This window comes from Sphingomonas aestuarii (assembly GCF_054457155.1).
The window spans coordinates 493,158-512,876 of record NZ_JBTKVV010000002.1 but is presented as its reverse complement, the minus strand read 5'-3'; the positions used below and the strand labels follow the sequence as shown (position 1 = coordinate 512,876).

Annotated in this window: 21 protein-coding genes; 6 read left to right on the top strand and 15 right to left on the bottom strand. The window is 64.8% G+C overall.

Annotated elements, in window-relative coordinates:
• Positions 1-63 precede the first annotated feature (63 nt).
• From ACX0GZ_RS05680 to ACX0GZ_RS05670, 3 genes are all read right to left on the bottom strand, one after another.
• Complete coding sequence (locus tag ACX0GZ_RS05680; protein ID WP_458814243.1) at positions 64-555, bottom strand: Dps family protein; 492 nt, start codon at positions 553-555, stop codon at positions 64-66.
• 98 nt (positions 556-653) lie between these two features.
• Complete coding sequence (locus ACX0GZ_RS05675) at positions 654-1,220, bottom strand: TMEM165/GDT1 family protein (RefSeq protein ID WP_458814241.1); 567 nt, start codon at positions 1,218-1,220, stop codon at positions 654-656.
• A 12-nt stretch (positions 1,221-1,232) separates the two neighbouring features.
• Positions 1,233-1,553 (bottom strand): hypothetical protein, encoded by a 321-nt coding sequence (locus ACX0GZ_RS05670; RefSeq protein ID WP_458814239.1) that lies wholly within the window; start codon positions 1,551-1,553, stop codon positions 1,233-1,235.
• Positions 1,554-1,755: 202 nt separating this feature from the next.
• On the opposite strand from ACX0GZ_RS05670, the gene rpmG reads away from it, so the two are divergent.
• Positions 1,756-1,923 (top strand): 50S ribosomal protein L33, encoded by a 168-nt coding sequence (gene rpmG / locus ACX0GZ_RS05665; RefSeq protein WP_019516727.1) that lies wholly within the window; start codon positions 1,756-1,758, stop codon positions 1,921-1,923.
• Positions 1,924-2,244: 321 nt separating this feature from the next.
• On the opposite strand, the gene ACX0GZ_RS05660 is transcribed toward rpmG, so the two are convergent.
• On the bottom strand, positions 2,245-2,607 hold the full coding sequence (locus tag ACX0GZ_RS05660) for a response regulator (protein ID WP_458814346.1): 363 nt from the start codon (positions 2,605-2,607) through the stop codon (positions 2,245-2,247).
• 94 nt (positions 2,608-2,701) lie between these two features.
• Here ACX0GZ_RS05660 and ACX0GZ_RS05655 point away from each other — a divergent pair, with 94 nt between their 5' ends.
• The 4 genes from ACX0GZ_RS05655 to ACX0GZ_RS05640 all read left to right on the top strand — a co-directional run bounded on the left by ACX0GZ_RS05655 (position 2,702) and on the right by ACX0GZ_RS05640 (position 5,326).
• A complete protein-coding gene (locus ACX0GZ_RS05655) occupies positions 2,702-2,977 on the top strand; it encodes a DUF3572 family protein (protein ID WP_458814236.1) in 276 nt (91 codons plus the stop codon).
• Positions 2,974-3,594 carry an HAD family hydrolase gene (locus ACX0GZ_RS05650; RefSeq protein WP_458814234.1) on the top strand — a complete coding sequence of 207 codons (621 nt, stop codon included), beginning with the start codon at positions 2,974-2,976 and terminating at the stop codon, positions 3,592-3,594. Before ACX0GZ_RS05655 ends, ACX0GZ_RS05650 begins: the two co-directional genes overlap by 4 nt.
• Positions 3,595-3,891: 297 nt before the next feature.
• Complete coding sequence (locus ACX0GZ_RS05645; RefSeq protein WP_458814232.1) at positions 3,892-4,353, top strand: RidA family protein; 462 nt, start codon at positions 3,892-3,894, stop codon at positions 4,351-4,353.
• Positions 4,354-4,558: 205 nt separating this feature from the next.
• Positions 4,559-5,326: a TorF family putative porin gene (locus ACX0GZ_RS05640; protein WP_458814230.1), complete on the top strand. Its 768-nt coding sequence runs from the start codon at positions 4,559-4,561 to the stop codon at positions 5,324-5,326.
• Between the two features lie 163 nt (positions 5,327-5,489).
• Here the strand turns inward: ACX0GZ_RS05640 and ACX0GZ_RS05635 are convergent, their stop codons facing one another.
• From ACX0GZ_RS05635 to ACX0GZ_RS05605, 7 genes are all read right to left on the bottom strand, one after another.
• Positions 5,490-5,909: a DUF3035 domain-containing protein gene (locus ACX0GZ_RS05635; RefSeq protein WP_458814228.1), complete on the bottom strand. Its 420-nt coding sequence runs from the start codon at positions 5,907-5,909 to the stop codon at positions 5,490-5,492.
• Entirely contained in the window at positions 5,902-6,420 is a 519-nt protein-coding gene (lspA, locus tag ACX0GZ_RS05630) for a signal peptidase II (protein WP_458814226.1), read from the bottom strand. The genes ACX0GZ_RS05635 and lspA overlap by 8 nt, the downstream gene beginning before the upstream one ends.
• The gene (locus ACX0GZ_RS05625) at positions 6,417-9,452 is read right to left on the bottom strand and encodes an isoleucine--tRNA ligase (protein ID WP_458814224.1); all 3,036 of its coding nucleotides are present in this window, start codon (positions 9,450-9,452) and stop codon (positions 6,417-6,419) included. The genes lspA and ACX0GZ_RS05625 overlap by 4 nt, the downstream gene beginning before the upstream one ends.
• Positions 9,453-9,494: 42 nt before the next feature.
• Positions 9,495-10,424 carry a bifunctional riboflavin kinase/FAD synthetase gene (locus tag ACX0GZ_RS05620; RefSeq protein ID WP_458814344.1) on the bottom strand — a complete coding sequence of 310 codons (930 nt, stop codon included), beginning with the start codon at positions 10,422-10,424 and terminating at the stop codon, positions 9,495-9,497.
• A 179-nt stretch (positions 10,425-10,603) separates the two neighbouring features.
• Positions 10,604-11,770, bottom strand: a complete 1,167-nt coding sequence (locus ACX0GZ_RS05615; RefSeq protein WP_458814222.1) for a dipeptidase — start codon at positions 11,768-11,770, stop codon at positions 10,604-10,606.
• A gap of 119 nt (positions 11,771-11,889) precedes the next feature.
• Complete coding sequence (locus ACX0GZ_RS05610; RefSeq protein WP_458814220.1) at positions 11,890-12,375, bottom strand: dihydrofolate reductase; 486 nt, start codon at positions 12,373-12,375, stop codon at positions 11,890-11,892.
• A gap of 40 nt (positions 12,376-12,415) precedes the next feature.
• A complete protein-coding gene (locus ACX0GZ_RS05605) occupies positions 12,416-13,210 on the bottom strand; it encodes a thymidylate synthase (protein ID WP_458814218.1) in 795 nt (264 codons plus the stop codon).
• A gap of 134 nt (positions 13,211-13,344) precedes the next feature.
• On the opposite strand from ACX0GZ_RS05605, the gene ACX0GZ_RS05600 reads away from it, so the two are divergent.
• Complete coding sequence (locus ACX0GZ_RS05600) at positions 13,345-13,746, top strand: JAB domain-containing protein (RefSeq protein WP_458814216.1); 402 nt, start codon at positions 13,345-13,347, stop codon at positions 13,744-13,746.
• Here the strand turns inward: ACX0GZ_RS05600 and ACX0GZ_RS05595 are convergent.
• The 4 genes from ACX0GZ_RS05595 to ACX0GZ_RS05580 all read right to left on the bottom strand — a co-directional run bounded on the left by ACX0GZ_RS05595 (position 13,718) and on the right by ACX0GZ_RS05580 (position 19,632).
• The gene (locus ACX0GZ_RS05595; RefSeq protein ID WP_458814214.1) at positions 13,718-14,524 is read right to left on the bottom strand and encodes a class I SAM-dependent methyltransferase; all 807 of its coding nucleotides are present in this window, start codon (positions 14,522-14,524) and stop codon (positions 13,718-13,720) included. The two genes, ACX0GZ_RS05600 and ACX0GZ_RS05595, sit on opposite strands and share 29 nt — an antisense overlap.
• Positions 14,521-15,648 carry a peptide chain release factor 2 gene (gene prfB / locus ACX0GZ_RS05590; RefSeq protein WP_458814212.1) on the bottom strand — a complete coding sequence of 376 codons (1,128 nt, stop codon included), beginning with the start codon at positions 15,646-15,648 and terminating at the stop codon, positions 14,521-14,523. The genes ACX0GZ_RS05595 and prfB overlap by 4 nt, the downstream gene beginning before the upstream one ends.
• A gap of 114 nt (positions 15,649-15,762) precedes the next feature.
• Positions 15,763-18,306 carry a penicillin-binding protein 1A gene (locus tag ACX0GZ_RS05585; protein WP_458814210.1) on the bottom strand — a complete coding sequence of 848 codons (2,544 nt, stop codon included), beginning with the start codon at positions 18,304-18,306 and terminating at the stop codon, positions 15,763-15,765.
• Positions 18,307-18,375: 69 nt separating this feature from the next.
• Complete coding sequence (locus ACX0GZ_RS05580) at positions 18,376-19,632, bottom strand: N-acetylmuramoyl-L-alanine amidase (RefSeq protein ID WP_458814208.1); 1,257 nt, start codon at positions 19,630-19,632, stop codon at positions 18,376-18,378.
• Between the last annotated feature and the right edge of the window lie 87 nt (positions 19,633-19,719).

The window sequence follows — 19,719 nt, the reverse complement described above, 5'->3', positions numbered from 1 at the left end:
GTCGTCACGCGACGCGGTTGGGAGATGGATCCCCGCCTTCGCGGGGATGACGGCAGTATGAGGTCACCCCTTGCGGCTGGCCTCGAACAGGAACCAGGCGCGCTCTTCGGCCTGGTCGGTCCAGTCGTCGAGGACGCCGCTGGTGGCATTGTCCTTCGCCTCGTCGACGATGTCCTTGGCCTCGCGCAGCAGTTCGACGAGCTTCAGATTATCCTCGCGCAGTTCGGACAGCATGTCCTCGGGGCGAACGAAGTCCTTGTCGTTGTCCTTGATCGTCTGGTGACGGGCGATGTCGCCAATCGACCGCAACGTGGTGTTGCCGGTCTTGCGCACGCGTTCGGCGATATCGTCGGTGGTCGCCAGAATCTGCGCGGCCTGATCGTCGAGCATCAGGTGATAATCGCGGAAATGCGGGCCGGAGACGTGCCAGTGAAAATTCTTGGTCTTGAGATAAAGCGCATAGCTGTCGGCTAGGATGCCGTTCAACGCCTGCGCTACGGTTTTTGCCGCGTTGGCCTTGAGGTCGGTCGGGGTGTTGAGTGCGGCGTTGGTCATGATGCCCTCCAATGATTTGGTTCGGACATGAAACGAGGACGCGGGCGATTGGGTCCGTTTCCCGCTGACAAGATTTGCCGGTTGCGGTGATCGATCCGCTAGATCAGGCCCCAGGCCGACAGCGCGAGCAGCACGCCGACCAGCGCAAAGATCGCGGCAGTCGCATAACGGACCCAACGGTGCGGCAGGCGCGACCAGGCGGCCTCCCCCATCGCAACGGCGATGACGATGGGGATCATCGCGCCAAGGGTCGCACCCATCGCGGGCAGCAGCGGACTGGCGCTCCATGCCGAAAAGCCGAGCGCCAGAAATTGGGTGCGGTCACCAAAGGCGAGGATGAACGCGCCGAGAAAGGCGGTTGCGACCGAACCGATCCGCCAGCCCTCCAGCCGGTCGAGCTTTCCCTGTCGCCACGCCATGCCGAACGCGCCGAACAGGAAGGCCAATCCCAGGATCAGGCGACGCGCCTCGGGCGTCATTACGTTCGCCATGATGAGCCCGGCGCCAGCGGCAAGCGAAAAGCCGATCAGATGCGCGGCGGCAAAAGCGAGCAGAACGCGGCGCGGCGCGGCGTAACGGTCGGACAGCACCGCCGCCAGCGTCGGGGCGCGGTCGGAGAATTGAGCGAACGCAGCCGCGACCAGAACCGGAAGGAATGCGTCCATCGAATTGGAGGATCAGCCGCCGTAGCGGACGATGCAGGCGGCGGCGAAGGCCGCGTCGGCATCGGCATCGCGCCGGTCGCACCCGACCGCATCGCGCAGGATCGACAGCCAGCCGTGGATCATCGCCCGGTGTTCGCCGCGTGCCAGCGCCGAATCGATCGCATGGATGACGGTGACCGCGGGCTGGATTCCATTGGCGTGCGCGAGCTTGCGAATCGCTTCGAGTTCGGACGCCAGATCGTTCGGTCGGCTGTGGTCGGCGCGAGCATCGATCAGGTCGATGCGGGCGGATAGTTCGGCGACGATCGCCGGTTCGACTGCTCTGGCGGCCATATGCTCACCCCCCAAAGCCCGCGAGATTACGGGCAGACACAATCTTGCGCCCACATGGTAAACGAAGAATGAAGCAGCGCGCACCTGCTGGCGCGGCTTGACTTTGCGGGCGCGATATCGCATCGGCTCGCATCTGTTGGGCGGCCGCGTTCAAGCGCGTGCCGCTCTTTGCCGTTTTTCACAGTTTCAAGGGTTAAGGGTCATGGCCAAGCCGACCACCGTCAAGATCAAGCTCGTCAGCTCGGCCGATACCGGCTTCTTCTATGTCACCAAGAAGAATCCGCGCACCCAGACCGAAAAGCTGTCGTTCCGCAAATATGATCCCGTCGTGCGCAAGCACGTCGATTTCAAGGAAGCGAAGATCAAGTAAATCCGCGACGGGCGGCCCAGGCTGCTCGCCGCTTTGCTGGTTCTGATGCGGCCCGCCTGCCCCACCGGTCCTTCGGTGCGGCGGCGGGCCGATTCGCGTTTGCGGGATATACGATCGCTGCTTTAACGACTTGAACACAGCCGATTTGACGCAACGGACGCGATATTGCTCATCCGTGCTCCCGCGAAGGCGGGAGCCCAGGGTAGCACGCGATGACCTTTATAACCCTTGGCTCCCGCCTTCGGGGGAGCACGATGACGTTATAGACTTTGGTCGCACATTGATCGCGCTCTTGATGGAAGCCACAGCCTCCACGCCGAATCACATCAGCGCGCGCACCTCGTCGATGAACCGTGCGAGCGAAATGGGTTTGGTGACATAGGCGTTGGCCCCTGCCGCACGGACGCGTTCCTCGTCCTCGCGCCCGGCATAGGCGGTGACCGCCATCACCGGCACGGGCTTCAGCTTGGCGTCGGCGCGAAGCGCGCGGATCAGGTCGGTGCCCGACAGATGCGGCAGCTGAATGTCGGTAATCACAAGGTCCGGTTCGAACGCGCGCGCGCGCGTCACCGCCTCGCGTCCGTCACGCACCGGTTCGACCGCGAACCCATGAACCCGCAGCAGATCGCTGAACAGTTTCAGATTGAGTTCGTTGTCCTCGACAACGAGCACTTTCCCCACGATGTGATCGACCCCCAAACGCGTGTACCCCCGACTCGACATAGCGGACCCGACAGGGTTGCGCCAGTAGGACAAAGCGCACTAGGCGCACGACGAGATGAAGATACGGAATCTTGACGATATGGATGCAGCGGCGGTTGCGCTGCACGCGCTGGCCTGGACGCTGTCCGACGATGCGCGCGCCGGTAGGTTGCTTGCGCTGACCGGGCTCGATGCGGACGAGTTGCGGATGCGCGCCGACGAACCGTCGGTGCTGGCCGCGACACTCACATTTCTCGAAGCGCACGAGGCCGATCTGGTTGCCTGTGCCGACGCGATCGGGCATCCGCCGATGGCGCTGGTCACGGCGCGCCAGCGACTGGAGACTGCGTGAAACCCCTGCTGATCTGCGACTGCGACGAGGTGCTGCTGCACATGGTCCGCCATTTCGGAACCTGGCTGGACGAGGCGCACGACATCGATTTCGATCTGAGCGGCGGCGATTTCACCTCGTCGATGCGGCGGCGAACCGGCACGCCCGAGCTGGCGCGCGAAGAGATGTGGGAATTGCTCGACGGCTTTTTCCCGCAGGAAATGGCACGCCAGACCCTGGTGCCGCACGCGCGCGAGGCGCTGGCGACGCTGGGCGAGCGGGCCGACATCGTGATCCTGACCAATTTGAAGGATCACTGCCGGGATGCCAGGATCGAGCAACTGACCGCGCATGGCATCGTCCACCGCGTTGAGTGCAATCAGGGCGGCAAAGGCGGACCGGTGGCAAGGCTGGTCGCCGAACATGGTGCTCCAGTGACCGTGTTCGTCGACGATCTGGCGGTCCACCACGATTCGGTCGCACGCCATGCGCCGGGCGTCCACAGACTGCACATGGTCAGCGAACCCGACCTCGCGCCGCACATTCCGCCCGCCGCTGCTGCTCATGCCCGGATCGACGATTGGCGCGAGGCGGAGACGTGGATATTGGCAAGGTTCGAAGCCGGGGTTGGTGCGTAAAGGGATTTGCTCTCACAAAGGCACGAAGGCACCAAGTAAGAAGAGAAGGAATGGTTCGCGCAAAGGCACAAAGGCGCAAAGCGGTTGGTCTTCTTTGCCGCGTAGCGGCTTGATCTCTATCGGGTTTGAGCGGCCAGTGATTGAAGGCCGCTGACGCGGCAGGCGCGCCCTCTTCGCGGCTTTTCGCCTTTGCGCGAGCCATTCTCTTCGATCTTCCTTTTGCGCCTTGGTGCCTTTGTGGGAGCAAATAACCGACCACCCTTGACCCCGCCCCCTCCCCCGTGTTGGAGCAATCCCATGACCGACCAGATCAAAGCGAAACTCGCCGAACGCGGCCTGACCCTTCCTCAGGCTGCCGCCCCAGTCGCCGCCTATGTTCCCGCCATCGAAGCAGGCGGGCTGCTGCATATTTCCGGGCAATTGCCGTTCGAGGACGGCGAACTCATGACCGGTCGTCTGGGCGAGAACCGCGATCTCGATTACGGCGTCCGCGCCGCCGAGCGTTGCGCGCTGATGCTGGTCGCGCAGATCGAAAAGGCGCTGGGCGACCTGTCGCGCGTCAAGCGGATCGTCAAGCTGGGCGTGTTCGTCAATTCGCATGGCGATTTCACCGACCAGCCCAAGGTCGCCAACGGTGCATCGGAACTGATGCAGCATCTGTTCGGCGATGCCGGTCGTCATGCGCGGAGCGCAGTGGGCGTGCCCGTGCTGCCGCTGGGCGCGGCGGTCGAAGTCGACGCCATCGTCGAGATCGCCTGACCTTCGCAAGCCCTTATGTGGCGGTGACGCAACATAAGGGTCACAATTCTTCGCAAGTGCAGCGAAATCTTATTGTGCGATGCGCCGAAATTCGGCAATCTTGTAAGTGCGACTGACATCGCGCGCGACGCCGGATGGCGGACAGACGCGCGAGCCGGTTGCGACAGGAGGGAATCGTCGCTTCATCTTTCGCGAAAGGATTCCGATGCGTTTCTCTACCCTAAGCCTCAGCGCGCTGGCGCTTGCCGCCACCGCGACCCCCGCCTTCGCGCAGGAAACCGACATTCCCCCGCCGGTTTCGGTCAGCAGCACGATCACCCTGACCTCCGACTATCGCTTCCGCGGCATCACCCAGTCGGACGAAGGCCCCGCAGCACAGGCCGGGATCACCGTTTCGCACGAATCGGGTTTCTATGTCGGCGGCTGGGCGTCGTCGATCAGCACCAATTCGCTGCCCGGCTATGGTGAGGCGGAAACCAACCTGTTCGGCGGATTTTCGACCGAGACGGCCAGCGGCATCGGCTTCGACGTGGGGCTGCTCTATTATCTCTATCCCGATGCCGTATCGGGCGCGCAGACCGATTTCTTCGAACCCTATGCCGCGATCACCTATTCGATCGGGCCGGTCAGCACCAAACTCGGCGCGGCCTATGCCTGGGGCGGTCAGGACGGGCTCGACTTCACCGGCGGCAAGGACGACAACCTCTATCTCTACGCCGATGCCAGCGTCGGCATCCCCACCACCCCGCTGACGCTGAACGCGCATGTCGGGCGCAGCGAAGGATCGCTTGCGCTGCTCAACATCGATGCAAGCGACGTCTATTGGGACTGGTCGGCGGGCGTCGAATGGTCGGGCGGACCGATCGTCGGCGGCGTGAAATATATCGACACCGACATCTCGAATGCCGGTCGCTTCGCCCAGTCGCTGGGTCGCGGGTCGACGGTCGTGGGTTACGTCGGGTTCAGTTTTTAAATCTGCCTACAGCCCTCGCGCTCAGGCTGAGCCTGTCGAAGCCGGTTGGGTTCCAACACCCTTCGACAAGCTCAGGGTGAGCGCGGCGGGAAAATCTGCCTGACAGAAAAGAGCCCGGAAGGATCATCCTTCCGGGCTCTTTTCATATCCGAAACCGGTGGGCTTATTCGCCGCCGGGGGTGGTCACCCGCGTCGCCTGACCGTCGCCGGGGGGGGCTGCGATGATGTCGCGCGTGGTCGAACCCTTGTCGATGACGTTGGTCTGCGGATCGCCCACTGCCGATCGCACGCCGGGTTCCGCCGTCGGCTGGCCAGCCGCGTTCAGCGCGTTGCGTTCGGCATCGCTGCGCGGGGCGGGGCCGCCGAACAGGGCCTGGAGCGCCTGGGTCTGCGCAGTTCCTTCGGTCGAGCGAGTCGCGCCCGTCTGGGGCGGGGTCAGGCCGAAATCGGGCGGGATCACCAGCGGCGCCTGACGCGCGACGGCGAATTCGTCGGGACGCTGACGGTCGCCCAGGCCGAGCGAGGCACAGCCGGAAAGCACGACGGCAGCCGCCGACAAAGCGAAAACAGAAACTTTACGCATGGGGATTCTCCATATCGGCCGAAGCCGTCTCGGGCTTTTCGCGCACGAAGATCGCTCTGGCAAGCAGGATCACGACGCCGATGGTGATCGCGGCGTCCGCGACGTTGAAGATCAGGAACGGCCGCCACTCGCCGAAATGCAGGTCGGCATAGTCGACGACATAGCCGAACCGCGCGCGATCGACGATATTGCCGAGCGCCCCGCCCAGGACGAGCGACAGCGCCAGCACGTCGAAGCGATTCTTTTCGCGCAGCATCCAGATGCTGACACCGCCCGCGATCAGCGCGGTCATCACCACCAGCCCCCAGCGCATCGCATCGCTGTTGGCGGGCAGCAGCCCCAGCGACACGCCGATATTGGGAACGAAGCGCAGGTCGAAGAACGGCAGCAATTCCATCACCGCGCCCTGATAGCTGATGCCGAGCACGTCAGTGACAATGTATTTGATGAGCTGATCGACGCCGAAGATGATCGCCGCGATGCCGAAGCCGAAGCGTGCGTTGCTAGTCATGCTGCGACCCCCTGAGCGACGACGCTTTCGCAGCGCCCGCACAGCGCGCTGTCTTCGCTCACGTCGGGCAACAGCCGCCAGCAGCGGCCGCATTTGTGGTGTTTGGTGCGGGTGACCGCGATGTCCTCGCCGCCCTCGGTCACCTTCGCGACGATGAAGATTTCGGCGAGCAGGTCGGCATCCTCGATCAGATCGGGCACGGTGACTTCGGCCTCCAGGCTCGACCGCACGGTCTTTTCGCGGCGCAGCGGTTCGATCGCTTCGGTCACCCGCTCGCGAAGGCGACGGACATCCTCCCATTCGGTGGAGATCGCGTCGTCGCCGGGCAGCGCGGGCAAATCGGGCCATTCGAGGAAATGCACCGAGCCGTCTTCGGACGGGAAGCGCGCCTGCCACACTTCTTCCGCCGTGAAGGGGATGATCGGCGCGGCGTAGCGGACCAGTGCGTGGAACAGATGATCGAGCACGGTGCGATAGGCGCGGCGCTTGGGGTCACCGGGCGCGTCGCAATAGAGCGAATCCTTGCGGATATCGAAGAAGAAGGCCGACAGGTCCTCGTTCGCGAAATCGGTCAGCGCGCGGATATAGCGGTTGAACTCGAACGCTTCCGCCGCCGCGCGTAGTTCGACGTCGAGCTGGCCGAGCTTGTGGAGGATATACAGCTCCAGCTCGGGCAAATGTTCGACCGACAGCGCTTCCGCATCCTTGAACCCGTCGAGTGCGCCGAGCATGTAGCGGAACGTGTTGCGCAGCTTGCGATACGCATCGCCGGTCCCGGCCAGCACTTCCTTGCCGATCCGCACATCCTCGAAATAATCGGTCTGCGCGACCCACATGCGCAATATGTCAGCGCCGCTTTCGCCGATGATCTTCAATGGATCGACGACATTGCCGAGCGATTTCGACATCTTGCGCCCATTGCCGTCGAGCGCGAAGCCGTGGGTCAGGACCGCACCGTAGGGCGCACGCCCGCGGGTGCCGCAGGATTCGAGCAGCGACGACTGGAACCAGCCGCGATGCTGGTCGGAGCCTTCGAGATACAGGTCGGCGCAGACGCCTTCGCCGTAACGCTGTTCGATGACGAAGGCATGGGTCGAACCGCTGTCGAACCACACGTCGAGGATGTCGGTGACGACCTCATAATCCTCAAGCGCGTAATCCGGGCCGAGCAGCGCCTGATGATCGGCGGCATACCAGGCGTCGGCCCCACCTTCGCGAAAGGCCGCGAGGATGCGTTCGTTGACGGCTTCGTCGCGGAGGTAATCGCCGGTCGCGCGGTTGACGTAGAGCGCGATCGGCACGCCCCAGGCGCGCTGGCGGCTGATCACCCAGTCGGGGCGCCCCTCGACCATCGCATGGATGCGGTTGCGGCCCTTTGCGGGCACGAAGCGCGTGTGTTCGATCGCGTCGAGCGCGAGGTTGCGCAAGGTCGGGGCGTTGGTGCCGGGATTGACCACGGGGCCGAAGCCCGCGGCCTGCGCGAAACCGGGCAGTTCGTCGGCGGCTGCGCCTGGGGCACGTTTCTCGACTTCGCTCGAAACGAACGGCGTTTTTTGATCCCCGTCCCCGACCCCGTTCGTTTCGAGCGAAGTCGAGAAACGCTGCGAGACGCCCGCAGCAGGCCGGTCCATCGGAATGAACCATTGCGGCGTCGCGCGGAAGATCACCTTGGCCTTGGACCGCCACGAATGCGGATAGCTGTGCGCGAAATCGTCCGAGGCGGCGAGCAGCGCGCCCGCCTCGCGAAGGTCGCGGCAGATCGGGCCTTCCTCCAGCTTGCCGCCGTTTCCGGACGCGACGAACTTCGGGTTGATGACGCTCCCCTGCCCGCCCAGCCACAGCCAGTCGTCGCGATACTTGCCCTCGCCGGCCACCGCAAAGACGGGGTCGAGCCCATGCGCCTTGCACAGCAGGAAATCGTCCTCGCCGTGGTCCGGCGCCATGTGGACGAGCCCGGTGCCCGCGTCGGTGGTGACGAAATCGCCGGGGAGGAATGGGCGCGGTTTGGCGAAGAAACCGCCGAGCGCGTGCATCGGGTGGCGAGCGGTGGCGCCGGCAAGGTCCGAACCCTTTCCCTGCCAAAGCACATCCCATTTCGCATGAGAAATGCCACGCCTTCCATACATCGAGCGTACGAGTGTTTCAGCTACCACGACGATCTGGTGGAACGGGTCCGGAAGGAGTGTCCAATCGCCCGGGACTGGCTCTGTGACCATCCCGCCCGACAGACGGACAGCAACGTACTCAATCTCTTCACCATAAGCCAAAGCCTGGTTCACCGGGATTGTCCACGGCGTCGTCGTCCAGATTACCGCGTGGGCACCGACCAACTCCGGCGCGTTCGGGGCATCGACGATCTCGAACGCGACGTCGATCTGGGTCGACACCACATCCTCATATTCGACCTCGGCCTCGGCAAGCGCGGTCTTTTCCACCGGCGACCACATCACCGGCTTCGCGCCGCGATAGAGCTGGCCGCTCATCGCGAATTTGAGGAGTTCGCCCGCGATCACCGCTTCGCTGGCATAGTTCATGGTCAGATACGGGTCTTCCCAATCGCCCATCACGCCCAGCCGCTCGAACTGCGCGCGCTGGATGCCCACCCAATTGGCGGCGTATTCGCGGCATTCGGCGCGGAATTCGGCCTGGGGCACCTCGTCCTTGTTCAGCTTCTTCTTGCGATACGCTTCCTCGATCTTCCATTCGATCGGCAGGCCGTGGCAATCCCAGCCGGGGATATAGGGCGCGTCCTTGCCCATCAACGTCTGGCTGCGGACGACGATGTCCTTCAGCACCTTGTTCATCGCATGGCCCATATGGATGTCGCCATTGGCATAGGGCGGGCCGTCGTGAAGGATGAAGCGCTCACGGCCCCGACGCTGTTCGCGCAGCCGGTCGTACACGCCGATCCGCGCCCAACGATCGAGGATCGCGGGTTCCTTGGCGGCGAGGCCCGCCTTCATCGGGAAGTCGGTCTTCGGCAGGAAGACGGTGTCGCGGTAGTCGCGTTGGGCGCTGGTTTCGTCGGTCATTTGGCGCTGGCGTTAACGGAAGCCGCGCGGCGGGGAAAGGGGCTAGCGCGCAAGCGCGATGCGCGCCGCGTCGCAATCCTTCGCCATCTGCGCCTTCAGCGCTTCCAGATCGTCGAATTTTGCCTCTGGCCGCAGGAAGTCGATCAGCGCGACCTCGATCGTCTGGCCATAAAGATCGCCGGAAAAATCGAAGAAATAGGGCTCGAGCAATTCCTCCGCCTGACCCGCGATGGTCGGACGCACCCCCAGATTGGCGACCCCGTCGAGCACGCGCCCGTCAGGCAGCGTCACACGCACTGCGTAGATGCCGTATTTCGGGCGAAGATAGTTGCCGAGCCGCATGTTGGCGGTCGGATAGCCAAGCTGGCGACCAAGCTGCGCGCCGGGTTCGACCACCGCCTCGACCACGAAGGGCCGCGTCAGCAACGCGGCAGCATCGCGCGGACGTCCCTCGACCAGCAGGTCGCGGATGCGGCTTGATGAAATCGTGCCCGTGCCGTCATCGACCGCCGTGACCGTCTGCGCGCCGAAGCCCAACTCCTCGCCAAGCGCCGCCAGCACAGCGACATTGCCGTCGCGGCCCTTGCCAAAGGTGAAATCCGCACCGGTGACGACGCCGCCGACGCGGAGGCGCTCGACCAGCCGCTGTTCGGCAAAGGCGCGCGCGGGCAGGCTCGCGAGATCGCGGTCGAACGCGAACACCAGCATGGCGTCGGCCCCGGCTTCGGCAAACAACCGCTGGCGCTGGTCGAGCGTGGTCAGGCGGAACGGCGGCGTGTTGGGCCGGAAATGGCGCATCGGATGCGGATCGAAGGTCGCGATGATCGCGGGTCGCCCCTCGGCGCGCGCCCAGTCGATCGCGCGGCCCGCCACCACCTGATGCCCGGCATGAAACCCGTCGAAATTGCCGAGCGCGACGATCGCGCCCGCCAGATGTTCAGGGATAGGCGTGTTGCCGTCGAGCCGCTCCATATCGGCGCGGCTATAGGGGTGCGGGGTGCGGGGTGGAAGTCCCAACTAAACTCCTCCTCCTCTGGGGGAGGTGGCAGCACGAAGTGCTGACGGAGGGGGCTGGCCCGAAGCGCACCGCCCGCGGCTAAACCCCCTCCACCATGCTTCGCATGGTCCCCCTCCCCCGATGGGGGAGGAATTTAGAGCGGTTCCACCCCTGCCCTCAGCAACCGCAACACATTACCGCCCATCACTTGCGCGATTTCGCTTTCGCTGAACCCGCGGTCCATCAATTCCTGAGTAATCGCGACCAACTGGCTGGTATCGAAACCGGTGGTCACCGCGCCGTCGAAATCGGAACCCAGCCCGACATGGTCGATGCCCACGAGGTCGCGGACATGCGCGATCGCATCGACGATGTGGCGTGGCGAGGTGCCGCACACCGCCGCATCCCAATAGCCGATGCCGATCACCCCGCCGGTCGCCGCGATCCCGCGAATCTCTTCGTCCGACAGGTTGCGGTTGACGTTGCAGGTCGCCTGCACCCCGCCATGGCTGGAGACGACCGGGCGGCGCGCCATCGCCAAGATCTCCGCGACCGACGTGTGGCTGGCATGGGCGATGTCAACGATCATCCCCAACTGCTCCATCCGCACGACGACCTGACGACCAAGCGGGGTGAGGCCACCCTTCACCTCGCCGTGCATCGACCCGGAGACTTCATTGTCAAAGAAATGGGTCAGCCCGGCCATACGGAATCCTGCGGCATGGAGGCGGTCGAGGTTGTCGAGCCGCCCTTCGAGATTCTGCAACCCCTCGATCGACAGCAAGGCGCCGGTCACCTGCGCACCGCCGCGCCGCTGTGCGAGCAATGAATCGATGTCGGCGGCGTTGCGGATGACGCGCAATTGCCCCTCGGACGCGCGCGACTGGCGGTCGAGTTTGGTCGCATGCCACAATGAGCGTTCGAGCAGCGATCCCCAGGTGCGGATCGGCTGCAACTGGCCGATGGCAAGCGCCGTGATGTTGTCGGTACGGTCCGAATTGGCGTCGTAATTCTGGTTTTTCGGCGTCTTGGTAACCGACGAAAACACCTGAAGCGCGACATTGCCCGCCTGCAAGCGCGGCACGTCGATCTGGCCGCGATCGGCGGCGTCGAGCAGGCTGCGTTTCCACAGCAAGGTATCGCCGTGCAGGTCGGCGATGGCGAGCCGCGCATGGAGTTCGCGCGCCTCGGGCGTGATTTCGGGGAGGTCGGTCGGCTCCACCTTGTTCATCGACCGCTCGGCGATGCCGGGCGCGAGCAGGAAGAACATGCCGACCGCCACCAGGATCAGGGCGAGCGTGCCGAACACATATTTGCGCATAGTGCCACGTCCCCCACCCTAGCCTGCCCCGACCGTACTCGCGCGCAGGCAGGAGTCCAGTCCGGCAAGCCTCAATACTCGATGCCCTGGACACTCGCCTTCTCGGGGGTACGGCGTGATCAGCCGTCCCTGCCCTGCCGCGCGAGCGTGACGAAGCTGTAGGCGGGGCGTGTGCCCTCTGCCGCGTGGTCTTCGCGCGACAATTCATGCCATTCGGAACCAAAATCGGGAACCAGTGCATCACCCTCCGGTACGCAATCCACCTCGGTCAGTTCGATGCGATCGGCGTGGTCGAGGAACAGCGCGAACACCTCCGCCCCGCCGATCACCGCGACCTCGCCCTCGCCCGCCAGCGCGAGCGCATCGTCGGGGTTGTGTGCGACTTCGGCGCCGGGGGCGGACCAGCGGCGGTCGCGCGTAAGAACGATGTGCCGGCGGCCCGGAAGCGGGCTGGGAAAGCTGTCGAAGGTCTTGCGCCCCATTACCATCGGCTTGCCCATCGTCATCGCCTTGAAGCGTTTCAGGTCGGCGGGGAGATGCCAGGGGAGTTTGCCGTCGATGCCGATCACGCCGTTACGCGCGCGTGCGAGGATGAGGGTGAGCATCACCTAAACTCCCCCGGCGGAGGAGTATCTGGGTTGGCGTTCATACCGCCACGGGCGCCTTGATGTGGGCTTGCGCGACATAATCGATCAGCTCGAAATCCTCATAGTCATAAGCGTCGATCGAGGATGGCTTGCGCTTGATTTCCAAACGGGGAAGCGCTCCCGGTTCGCGCGCCAGTTGCTCGCGTGCCTGGTCGAGATGGTTTTCGTAGAGATGGCAATCGCCGCCGGTCCAGATGAAATCGCCGACCTCCAGTCCTGCCTGTTGCGCGAGCATGTGCGTCAGCAGCGCGTAGCTGGCGATGTTGAACGGCACGCCGAGGAAGATGTCCGCCGAACGCTGATAAAGCTGCAACGACAGCTTGCCGTTCGCAACATGCGTCTGGAACAGGCAGTGGCACGGGGATAGCGCCATTGCGTGAAGTTCGCCGGGGTTCCAGGCGGTGACGATCTGGCGGCGCGAGGCGGGGCTCGTGCGGATCGTCTCAAGCAACTCCGCGATCTGGTCGATATGGCGTCCGTCGGCGGCTTCCCAGTCGCGCCATTGCTTTCCGTAAACGGGGCCGAGATCGCCGTTCTCGTCGGCCCATTCGTCCCAGATGCTCACTTTGCGGTCGCGCAGCCAGCCGACATTGGTGTCGCCGCGCAGGAACCACAACAGTTCGACGATGATCGAGCGGAGGTGCAGCTTCTTGGTGGTCAGCACCGGAAAGCCCTTACTCAGGTCGAATCGCATCTGCGCGCCGAACACGCTGCGCGTGCCGACGCCGGTCCGGTCGTGCTGGATCGCGCCGTCGTCGAGCGCGCGCTGCATCAGGTCGAGATATTGCCGCATGGGAACTGGCGTAGCGCGTGCGCGGCGGGCCGCCAAGCCGGTGAGATGCATCCGAAACGGAGTTGATCGCATCCGATCCCGACCCGTCTGGGTATCGACGCCGTGCGCCGAAGCCGAAAAACTCCCTGATTGTCATGGGGGTGACTTTGGCCTTGGCGTCGGACGCGCAGGCTTCCGCGGGGAAGCGGCCCCGGCGGCTGGACAGGACTCTGGCTGGTGCCGAGCATGAAGTCGCCGCGTTCGCCTATCTCGCGCGATGCGGCCGGTTGCTCGGCACGCGGACGATCGGGTCGGGGCTGCCCGATCTGGTCGAATTGCCGATCCGGCGAATCGTACGCGAAGCGATCCTGCTCGACGCCGACGGGCTGGTGATGGCGCACAACCACCCGAGCGGCATCGCGCGGCCATCGCGGGCAGACATCGATGCGACGCGGCGATTATCGCGCGCACTGGCGATGTTCGACGTGCGGCTGGTCGATCACTGGATCGTGACCACCGACAGGAGCGTCAGCCTGCGCGCGCTCGGTCTGATGTAAGCCGCGCGTCGCGACCCGGTTGCTCGCGATCCAGCCGCTCGGCATTGGGCGTGTAGCGACACGAGGCGATGTCGGCGGGTTCGGGGCGCGGTCCTTCGGCGCGGAATACCGCCATATAGCCGCCCGCCGACGGCATCGTCTGCATCGAAACCAGCCGGTAGCCGACGGCGGCGAATTCGCATTTGAGCAGGTCGGGCGGCGTCCCGTGATTCTGGGTCAGCCGGTCGGCATCGACGACGATGACCTCGCCCTCGGGGCGCAGCGACGGTCGCATCCGCCACAGAAACTCGTAAGGCTCCGCAATCTCGTGATACATATGGACCATGAAGATGCGGTCGAAACTGGCATCGGGCAGCCTCGGGTCTTCGGGGACGCCCAGCCGGACGCTCACATTGTCGAGCCGTTCGCGCGCGACGCGCTGGGCCAGCGTGTCGCGAACCTCGGGGATGATGTCCTGCGCCAGCACGCGCCCGTCCTCGCCGACGCGCGCGGCGAGGCGCGTGGTGTAATAGCCTTCACCCGCACCGATATCGGCGACAGTCATGCCGGGGCGAATCCCGGCGCGGTCCATCACGGTTTCGGCCTCGTTCAGCCGGTCGCGCGCTTCCTCGGTGGACCAGCGGCTGGAGACGATGGTGGCGACCGGACGGTCGGCGGGCGGAAACGTGCCGACATCCTCGGTCTCGTTATTGCCCTGCGCGCGCGGTGGATTGACCTCGCACGCCGACAGCGTCAGCGCGATCGGCAGGGTCAGGAACAGCGCATGCGTCAGGCTCAATCGACGTCCTCCACCTCGACGCTTTCGCCGGTGACGCGCTGCGACAGGGCAGCGGCCATGAAGGCGTCGAGATCCCCGTCTAGCACATCGCCGGGCGCGGTCGAGGTCACACCGGTGCGCAAATCCTTGACCATCTGGTACGGTTGGAGGACGTAGCTCCGAATCTGGTGCCCCCAGCCGATATCGGTCTTGGTCGCGTTCTCCGCATTGGCGACCGCCTCGCGCTCGGCGAGTTCGCGCTCGTAAAGCCGCGCGCGGAGCTGATTATAGGCCTCCGCCTTGTTCTTGTGCTGCGAACGCTGATTCTGGCACTGGACGACGATGCCGGTCGGCAAATGGGTGATGCGGACCGCGGAGTCGGTGGTGTTGATGTGCTGGCCGCCCGCGCCCGATGCGCGATAGGTGTCGATCCGCAGGTCGCTTTCGTTGAAATCGACCTCGATATTGTCGTCGATCACCGGATAGACCCAGACGCTGGAAAAGCTGGTGTGCCGCCGCGCCGCGCTGTCATAGGGCGAAATGCGGACCAGCCGGTGGACGCCGCTTTCGGTCTTGGCATAGCCGTACGCATTCTCGCCCTTGACCAGCAGGGTCGCCGATTTGATCCCCGCCTGCTCGCCCGCATGATAGTCGATCAGTTCGACCTTCAGCCCGTGGCGTTCGGCCCAGCGGGTGTACATGCGCTGGAGCATGCCCGCCCAGTCGTTCGATTCGGTGCCGCCCGCGCCCGAATTGATCTCGATATAGGTGTCGTTGGCGTCGGCTTCGCCCGACAGCAGCGCCATTACCTTGTCGCGCTCGGCGCGTTCGGCAAGCGCGGCGAGCGCCGCCGTGCCCTCGTCCGCCATTTCCTGATCGCCTTCGGCCTCGGCCATTTCGATCAGTTCGGACGTGTCCGACAATTCCTGTTCGATCGCGCGGGTCGCGGTGATCGCTTCGTCGAGGCGGCGACGCTCGCGCATCACGTCCTGCGCGGCCTTGGCGTCGTTCCACAGCGTCGGATCCTCGACGCGCGCGTTCAGCTCGTCGAGACGGCGCAACGCGCGGTCCCAATCGAGCGAACGCCTGAGCAGCGCGAGCGCTTCCTTGATCGAATCGATATGAGATTGCGCTTCGGCGCGCATAATTGACTCCGGTATTAAAGACGTCATTCCCGCGGAGGCGGGAATCCATATTCTCATGCGTTCGAGGTTATGGATTCCCGCCTCCGCGGGAATGACGAACCACTTGAACAGCGGCTAGTAGATTCCGCCCTGTCTTTGCAAGAAGTCGCTGTCGCGCGGTTGCGCTTCGACCTGGCGCGTTACCGCCTTCGCTTCGACCTTGGGCGCTTCCCGTTCGTCGTTGCCGGTGGTGCGGGCGGTGCGGCGCGGTTCGCTTTCGGGTTTGAACGCTTCCCAGATCACGCTGGCACGCGCATCGTCGGTCGGCCAGGTTCCATAGACCGGACGCCCCGACATGCGGTCGATCCGCACCATGCGAGTGCCCGCAGGCGCGCGGAACGGCAGCACCTCCATCCCTTCATAGGCGGCGGTCGCGAACTGTTTGAAGATCGGCGCGGCGATCGTCCCGCCCTGCGCATTGCCCAGATTGGTCGGCGTGTCGTGGCCCAGATACAGCCCGGCGATCATCTGCGGCGTACCGCCGATGAACCACACGTCGCGCGGACCCGACGAGGTGCCGGTCTTGCCCATGATCGGGCGTTTCAGGTCGCGCAGCGTCGTGGCGGTGCCGCGCTGGATGACGCCTTCGAGCACATGCACCATCTGATACGCGCTCATCGGATCGACGACCTGACGCGTGCGCGCACGGGGGCGGGGCATCGGCTGGCCATCATAGTCGCGCAGGTTGCAGCGCTCGCATGCGCGCCAGTTTTCCGGCCAGATCACCTGACCGCGCCGGTTCTGGACGAAATCGATCAGCGTGGGGTTGAGCGCGCGGCCGTGATTGACCAGCACCGAATAGGCATTGGTCATGCGCAGCACCGTCGATTCCCCTGCACCCAGCGCATAGCTGAGATAGTTGGGAAAATTCTCCGCGCTCGCGCCGATTTCGTGCATCAGGTCGGTGACGTGGTTCATCCCGGTCGTGTTCGCCGCCTGAATCGTCATCAGGTTGCGCGACTGTTCGATGCCCCAGCGCATCGTCCGCATCCCTGCGCCGCGCTGGTTACCGAAATTGCGGAAGCATTTGCGCCCCAGCCCGGCGCCCTGATCGACGCAGAAGGTGCCGTCGTTGATGAGCGTCGCGGGGGTCATTCCGCGTTCGAGCGCGGCGGTATAGACGATCGGCTTGATCGTGGAGCCGGGCTGACGCTGGGCCTGCGTCGCGCGGTTGAACGCCTGGACGCTGGCGTCGAAGCCGCCCTGCATCGCCAGCACGCGGCCCGTGCGCGGATCCTGCACGACCATGCCGCCCGACACGCGCGGGATCGACCGCAGCGCGTAGTCGCCGCTGGCAGGGGCGACCGCGATGATGTCGCCCGCTTTCAGCTTGGCGAAGGCGGTGCCGCCTTCGCCGCGCACCGGCATCGTGGCATTGCCGCGCGACAGCGTGGATTGCGTGCCGTCGGCAAAGCCGATCGCCGCGGTGTCGCCCGTTTTCGAAATCACGATCGCCGCGCGCCAGTCCTCGTAATCGAGCGCGATGTTGGTGTTGAGCAAAGCGCTCTCCCACCCATCGCCTTCGAATTCGGCTTCGCGGATCGGACCCGACCAGCCGCGCGCGCGGTCGAAGCGCAACAAGCCGTCGCGCAGCGCCTTGGTCGTATGGCGCTGGATATCGGGATCGAGCGAGGTTCGTACCCACAGTCCGCCCGCATAGACGCTGTTGGGACCGGCCTCGTCGGTTTCGCCGAACCGCTCCATCAGTTCGCGGCGCACATCCTCGATGAAATAACCGCCTAGGCTTTCCTGCGTCGGCGTCTGGCGCGGGATCGCCCCCAGCGGCATCCGCACCGCCGCGTCATGTTGGGCCTGGGTGATGAATTCGTTGCGCAGCATCTGGCCCAACACCCAGTTGCGCCGCCCGATCGCGCGCGCCTGATGGCGTTCGGGCATGTAGTTGGACGGCCCCTTGGGCAGGATCGCCAGATAGGCCGCCTCGTGCAGCGCCAGGTCGGCCACGCTCTTGCCGAAATAGGCCTGCGCCGCCGATTCGACGCCGAACGCGTTCCGGCCCAGTGCGATCTGGTTCAAATACAGCTCAAGAATCTGCTGCTTGGTCAGCGAATCCTCGATGCGGAACGCGAGGATCGCCTCGCGCGCCTTGCGGATATAGCTGACCTCGTTGTCGAGCAGCAGGTTCTTGGCGACCTGTTGGGTGATGGTCGATGCGCCGACGGGGCGACCGTCGCTGCGCATGTTGCTGATGACGGCACCGACGATCGAGACGTAATCGACACCAGAATGGTCGAAGAAATTGCGATCCTCGGCGGCCAGGATCGCGTCGATCATCACCTGGGGATATTCGTCGTACGACAATTCGACCCGGCGTTCGCGCGCATAGCTGTAGATCGGCAGTCCGTCGGCGGCGCGCACATTGGTCGGCAGCGGCGGCTCATATTCCTTGAGCGCCTCCGCCGACGGCAGGTCGCGGGTCAGCAGCGTATAGGTGGTAACGAAGCCGACACCCGCCAGCAACGCCAGCCATGCCAGCGTGCGGAACCACCAGCGGGTGTTGAGGACGGCGAACCGATCCTCGACGTGCGCCCAGCGCGCGCGCCACCCGCTCATCCCGCGTTGCAGTTTCAGATTGTACGAAGACGCATCGACATCGGCCATGATGATCGCGGTTTAGCAGGATTTGACGCCGCTGCCAGTGGTTCGCGGCGGATCGGGTGGCTTTCAGCTCTATCGCGCTGCCAATTGGGTCGCGAAATGGATCTCCACCGATTCGCGCACCGTCTCCGCGATCCGCATCCGGCCCCGGTCGGAATTCAGAAATTTCGCATCGCCTTCGTTCGACAGATAGCCCGTTTCGAACAACACCGACGGCATGTCGGGCGCGCGCAGCACCATCAGCGACGCCATTCGATGGAAATGTTCGCGGGTCGGGATGCGATCCTTGGCCTCGCGCCCCAGCAGCCGTGCGAAGCGGGCCGAAGTGTTGAGCGTTTCGCGCTGGGCAAGGTCGATCAGGATCGAAGAGATGTCGGATGTCTGTTCGGCGAGATTCACCCCCGCCAGCACATCCGCCTTGTTCTCGCGCGCCGCCAGTCGCGCGGCTTCGCGATCGGAGGCGACTTCGGACAGGGTATAGGCGGTCGCGCCCGATGCCTGGACATTGCCTGCGCTGTCGCAGTGCACCGAAATGAACAGGTTGGCGCCCAGCCGCCGGGCAATGCCATATCGTTCCTGGAGGATCAGAAAGCGGTCGTCCTCGCGGGTCAGCGCCACCCGCACCCGCCCCGATTTGACCAGCGCGTCGCGGATCGCGAGCGCGGTGGCAAGCGTCAGGTCCTTCTCTCGCGTGCCGTCGGCGGCGATCGCGCCGGGATCGTGCCCGCCATGCCCCGCGTCGATCACCACCAGCGGGCGGCTGTCGTCGGCGACGCCGTGAATGCGCGGCAGGGTGGCACCCTTTTTCGCGGGCGGCACCGCGACGCGAACTTTCGTTGCCGCCGGGCGTTCGGGGCGCTTGCCCATCGAAAAGCTGGGCAGGATGTCGATCCGCCCTGCCCCGCTTGCCTGCGCGAAGCCGCGCGGGTCGACGCGTTTGAGCATCAGCGTCAGCGTTCGGCCATCGCGTCCGAAGCTACCCTCCGTGACGATCGCCGGGCGCGCCAGATCGAACACGATCCGCGCGCCGTCACCGTGATTTCCCTGGCGCACCGCCGCCACCGGGCCGCCGGACACCAGCTGTCCCTGCCCCGGCTGAGCGCCGGTCACGTCAACCGCGATCCGGTCGGGGCCGGCGAGCAGGAATGCCGATGCGTCCGCCACCCGCGCGTCGAAGGTCAGGACGATGCGGTCGTCGCGCACCTCGACCGCCGTCACCACGCCCGCCAGCGCAGGCGCACCCTGAAACCACATCAGGAGGATCGTGACGAACAGCCCCATACGCAGGCTATGCCAAGCGGAGCCGATGCCGGTCCAGCCGAAAATCATGCGCTATACCCGTCGTTACTGCCCTGTTGAGCATCGGATAGGGCTTGCCGCCTTCAATCGCGGTTCATGTGTGCGGTTAATTTGCCG

Excerpts from the sequence above, each read along its gene's own strand:
- ACX0GZ_RS05680 (WP_458814243.1), bottom strand. The coding sequence starts at position 555 with ATGACCAACGCCGCACTCAACACCCCGACCGACCTCAAGGCCAACGCG.
- ACX0GZ_RS05675 (WP_458814241.1), bottom strand. The coding sequence starts at position 1,220 with ATGGACGCATTCCTTCCGGTTCTGGTCGCGGCTGCGTTCGCTCAATTC.
- ACX0GZ_RS05670 (WP_458814239.1), bottom strand. The coding sequence starts at position 1,553 with ATGGCCGCCAGAGCAGTCGAACCGGCGATCGTCGCCGAACTATCCGCC.
- rpmG (WP_019516727.1), top strand. The coding sequence starts at position 1,756 with ATGGCCAAGCCGACCACCGTCAAGATCAAGCTCGTCAGCTCGGCCGAT.
- ACX0GZ_RS05655 (WP_458814236.1), top strand. The coding sequence starts at position 2,702 with ATGAAGATACGGAATCTTGACGATATGGATGCAGCGGCGGTTGCGCTG.
- ACX0GZ_RS05645 (WP_458814232.1), top strand. The coding sequence starts at position 3,892 with ATGACCGACCAGATCAAAGCGAAACTCGCCGAACGCGGCCTGACCCTT.
- ACX0GZ_RS05640 (WP_458814230.1), top strand. The coding sequence starts at position 4,559 with ATGCGTTTCTCTACCCTAAGCCTCAGCGCGCTGGCGCTTGCCGCCACC.
- ACX0GZ_RS05635 (WP_458814228.1), bottom strand. The coding sequence starts at position 5,909 with ATGCGTAAAGTTTCTGTTTTCGCTTTGTCGGCGGCTGCCGTCGTGCTT.
- lspA (WP_458814226.1), bottom strand. The coding sequence starts at position 6,420 with ATGACTAGCAACGCACGCTTCGGCTTCGGCATCGCGGCGATCATCTTC.
- ACX0GZ_RS05625 (WP_458814224.1), bottom strand. The coding sequence starts at position 9,452 with ATGACCGACGAAACCAGCGCCCAACGCGACTACCGCGACACCGTCTTC.
- ACX0GZ_RS05620 (WP_458814344.1), bottom strand. The coding sequence starts at position 10,424 with ATGGAGCGGCTCGACGGCAACACGCCTATCCCTGAACATCTGGCGGGC.
- ACX0GZ_RS05615 (WP_458814222.1), bottom strand. The coding sequence starts at position 11,770 with ATGCGCAAATATGTGTTCGGCACGCTCGCCCTGATCCTGGTGGCGGTC.
- ACX0GZ_RS05610 (WP_458814220.1), bottom strand. The coding sequence starts at position 12,375 with ATGCTCACCCTCATCCTCGCACGCGCGCGTAACGGCGTGATCGGCATC.
- ACX0GZ_RS05605 (WP_458814218.1), bottom strand. The coding sequence starts at position 13,210 with ATGCGGCAATATCTCGACCTGATGCAGCGCGCGCTCGACGACGGCGCG.
- ACX0GZ_RS05600 (WP_458814216.1), top strand. The coding sequence starts at position 13,345 with ATGGGGGTGACTTTGGCCTTGGCGTCGGACGCGCAGGCTTCCGCGGGG.
- prfB (WP_458814212.1), bottom strand. The coding sequence starts at position 15,648 with ATGCGCGCCGAAGCGCAATCTCATATCGATTCGATCAAGGAAGCGCTC.
- ACX0GZ_RS05585 (WP_458814210.1), bottom strand. The coding sequence starts at position 18,306 with ATGGCCGATGTCGATGCGTCTTCGTACAATCTGAAACTGCAACGCGGG.
- ACX0GZ_RS05580 (WP_458814208.1), bottom strand. The coding sequence starts at position 19,632 with ATGATTTTCGGCTGGACCGGCATCGGCTCCGCTTGGCATAGCCTGCGT.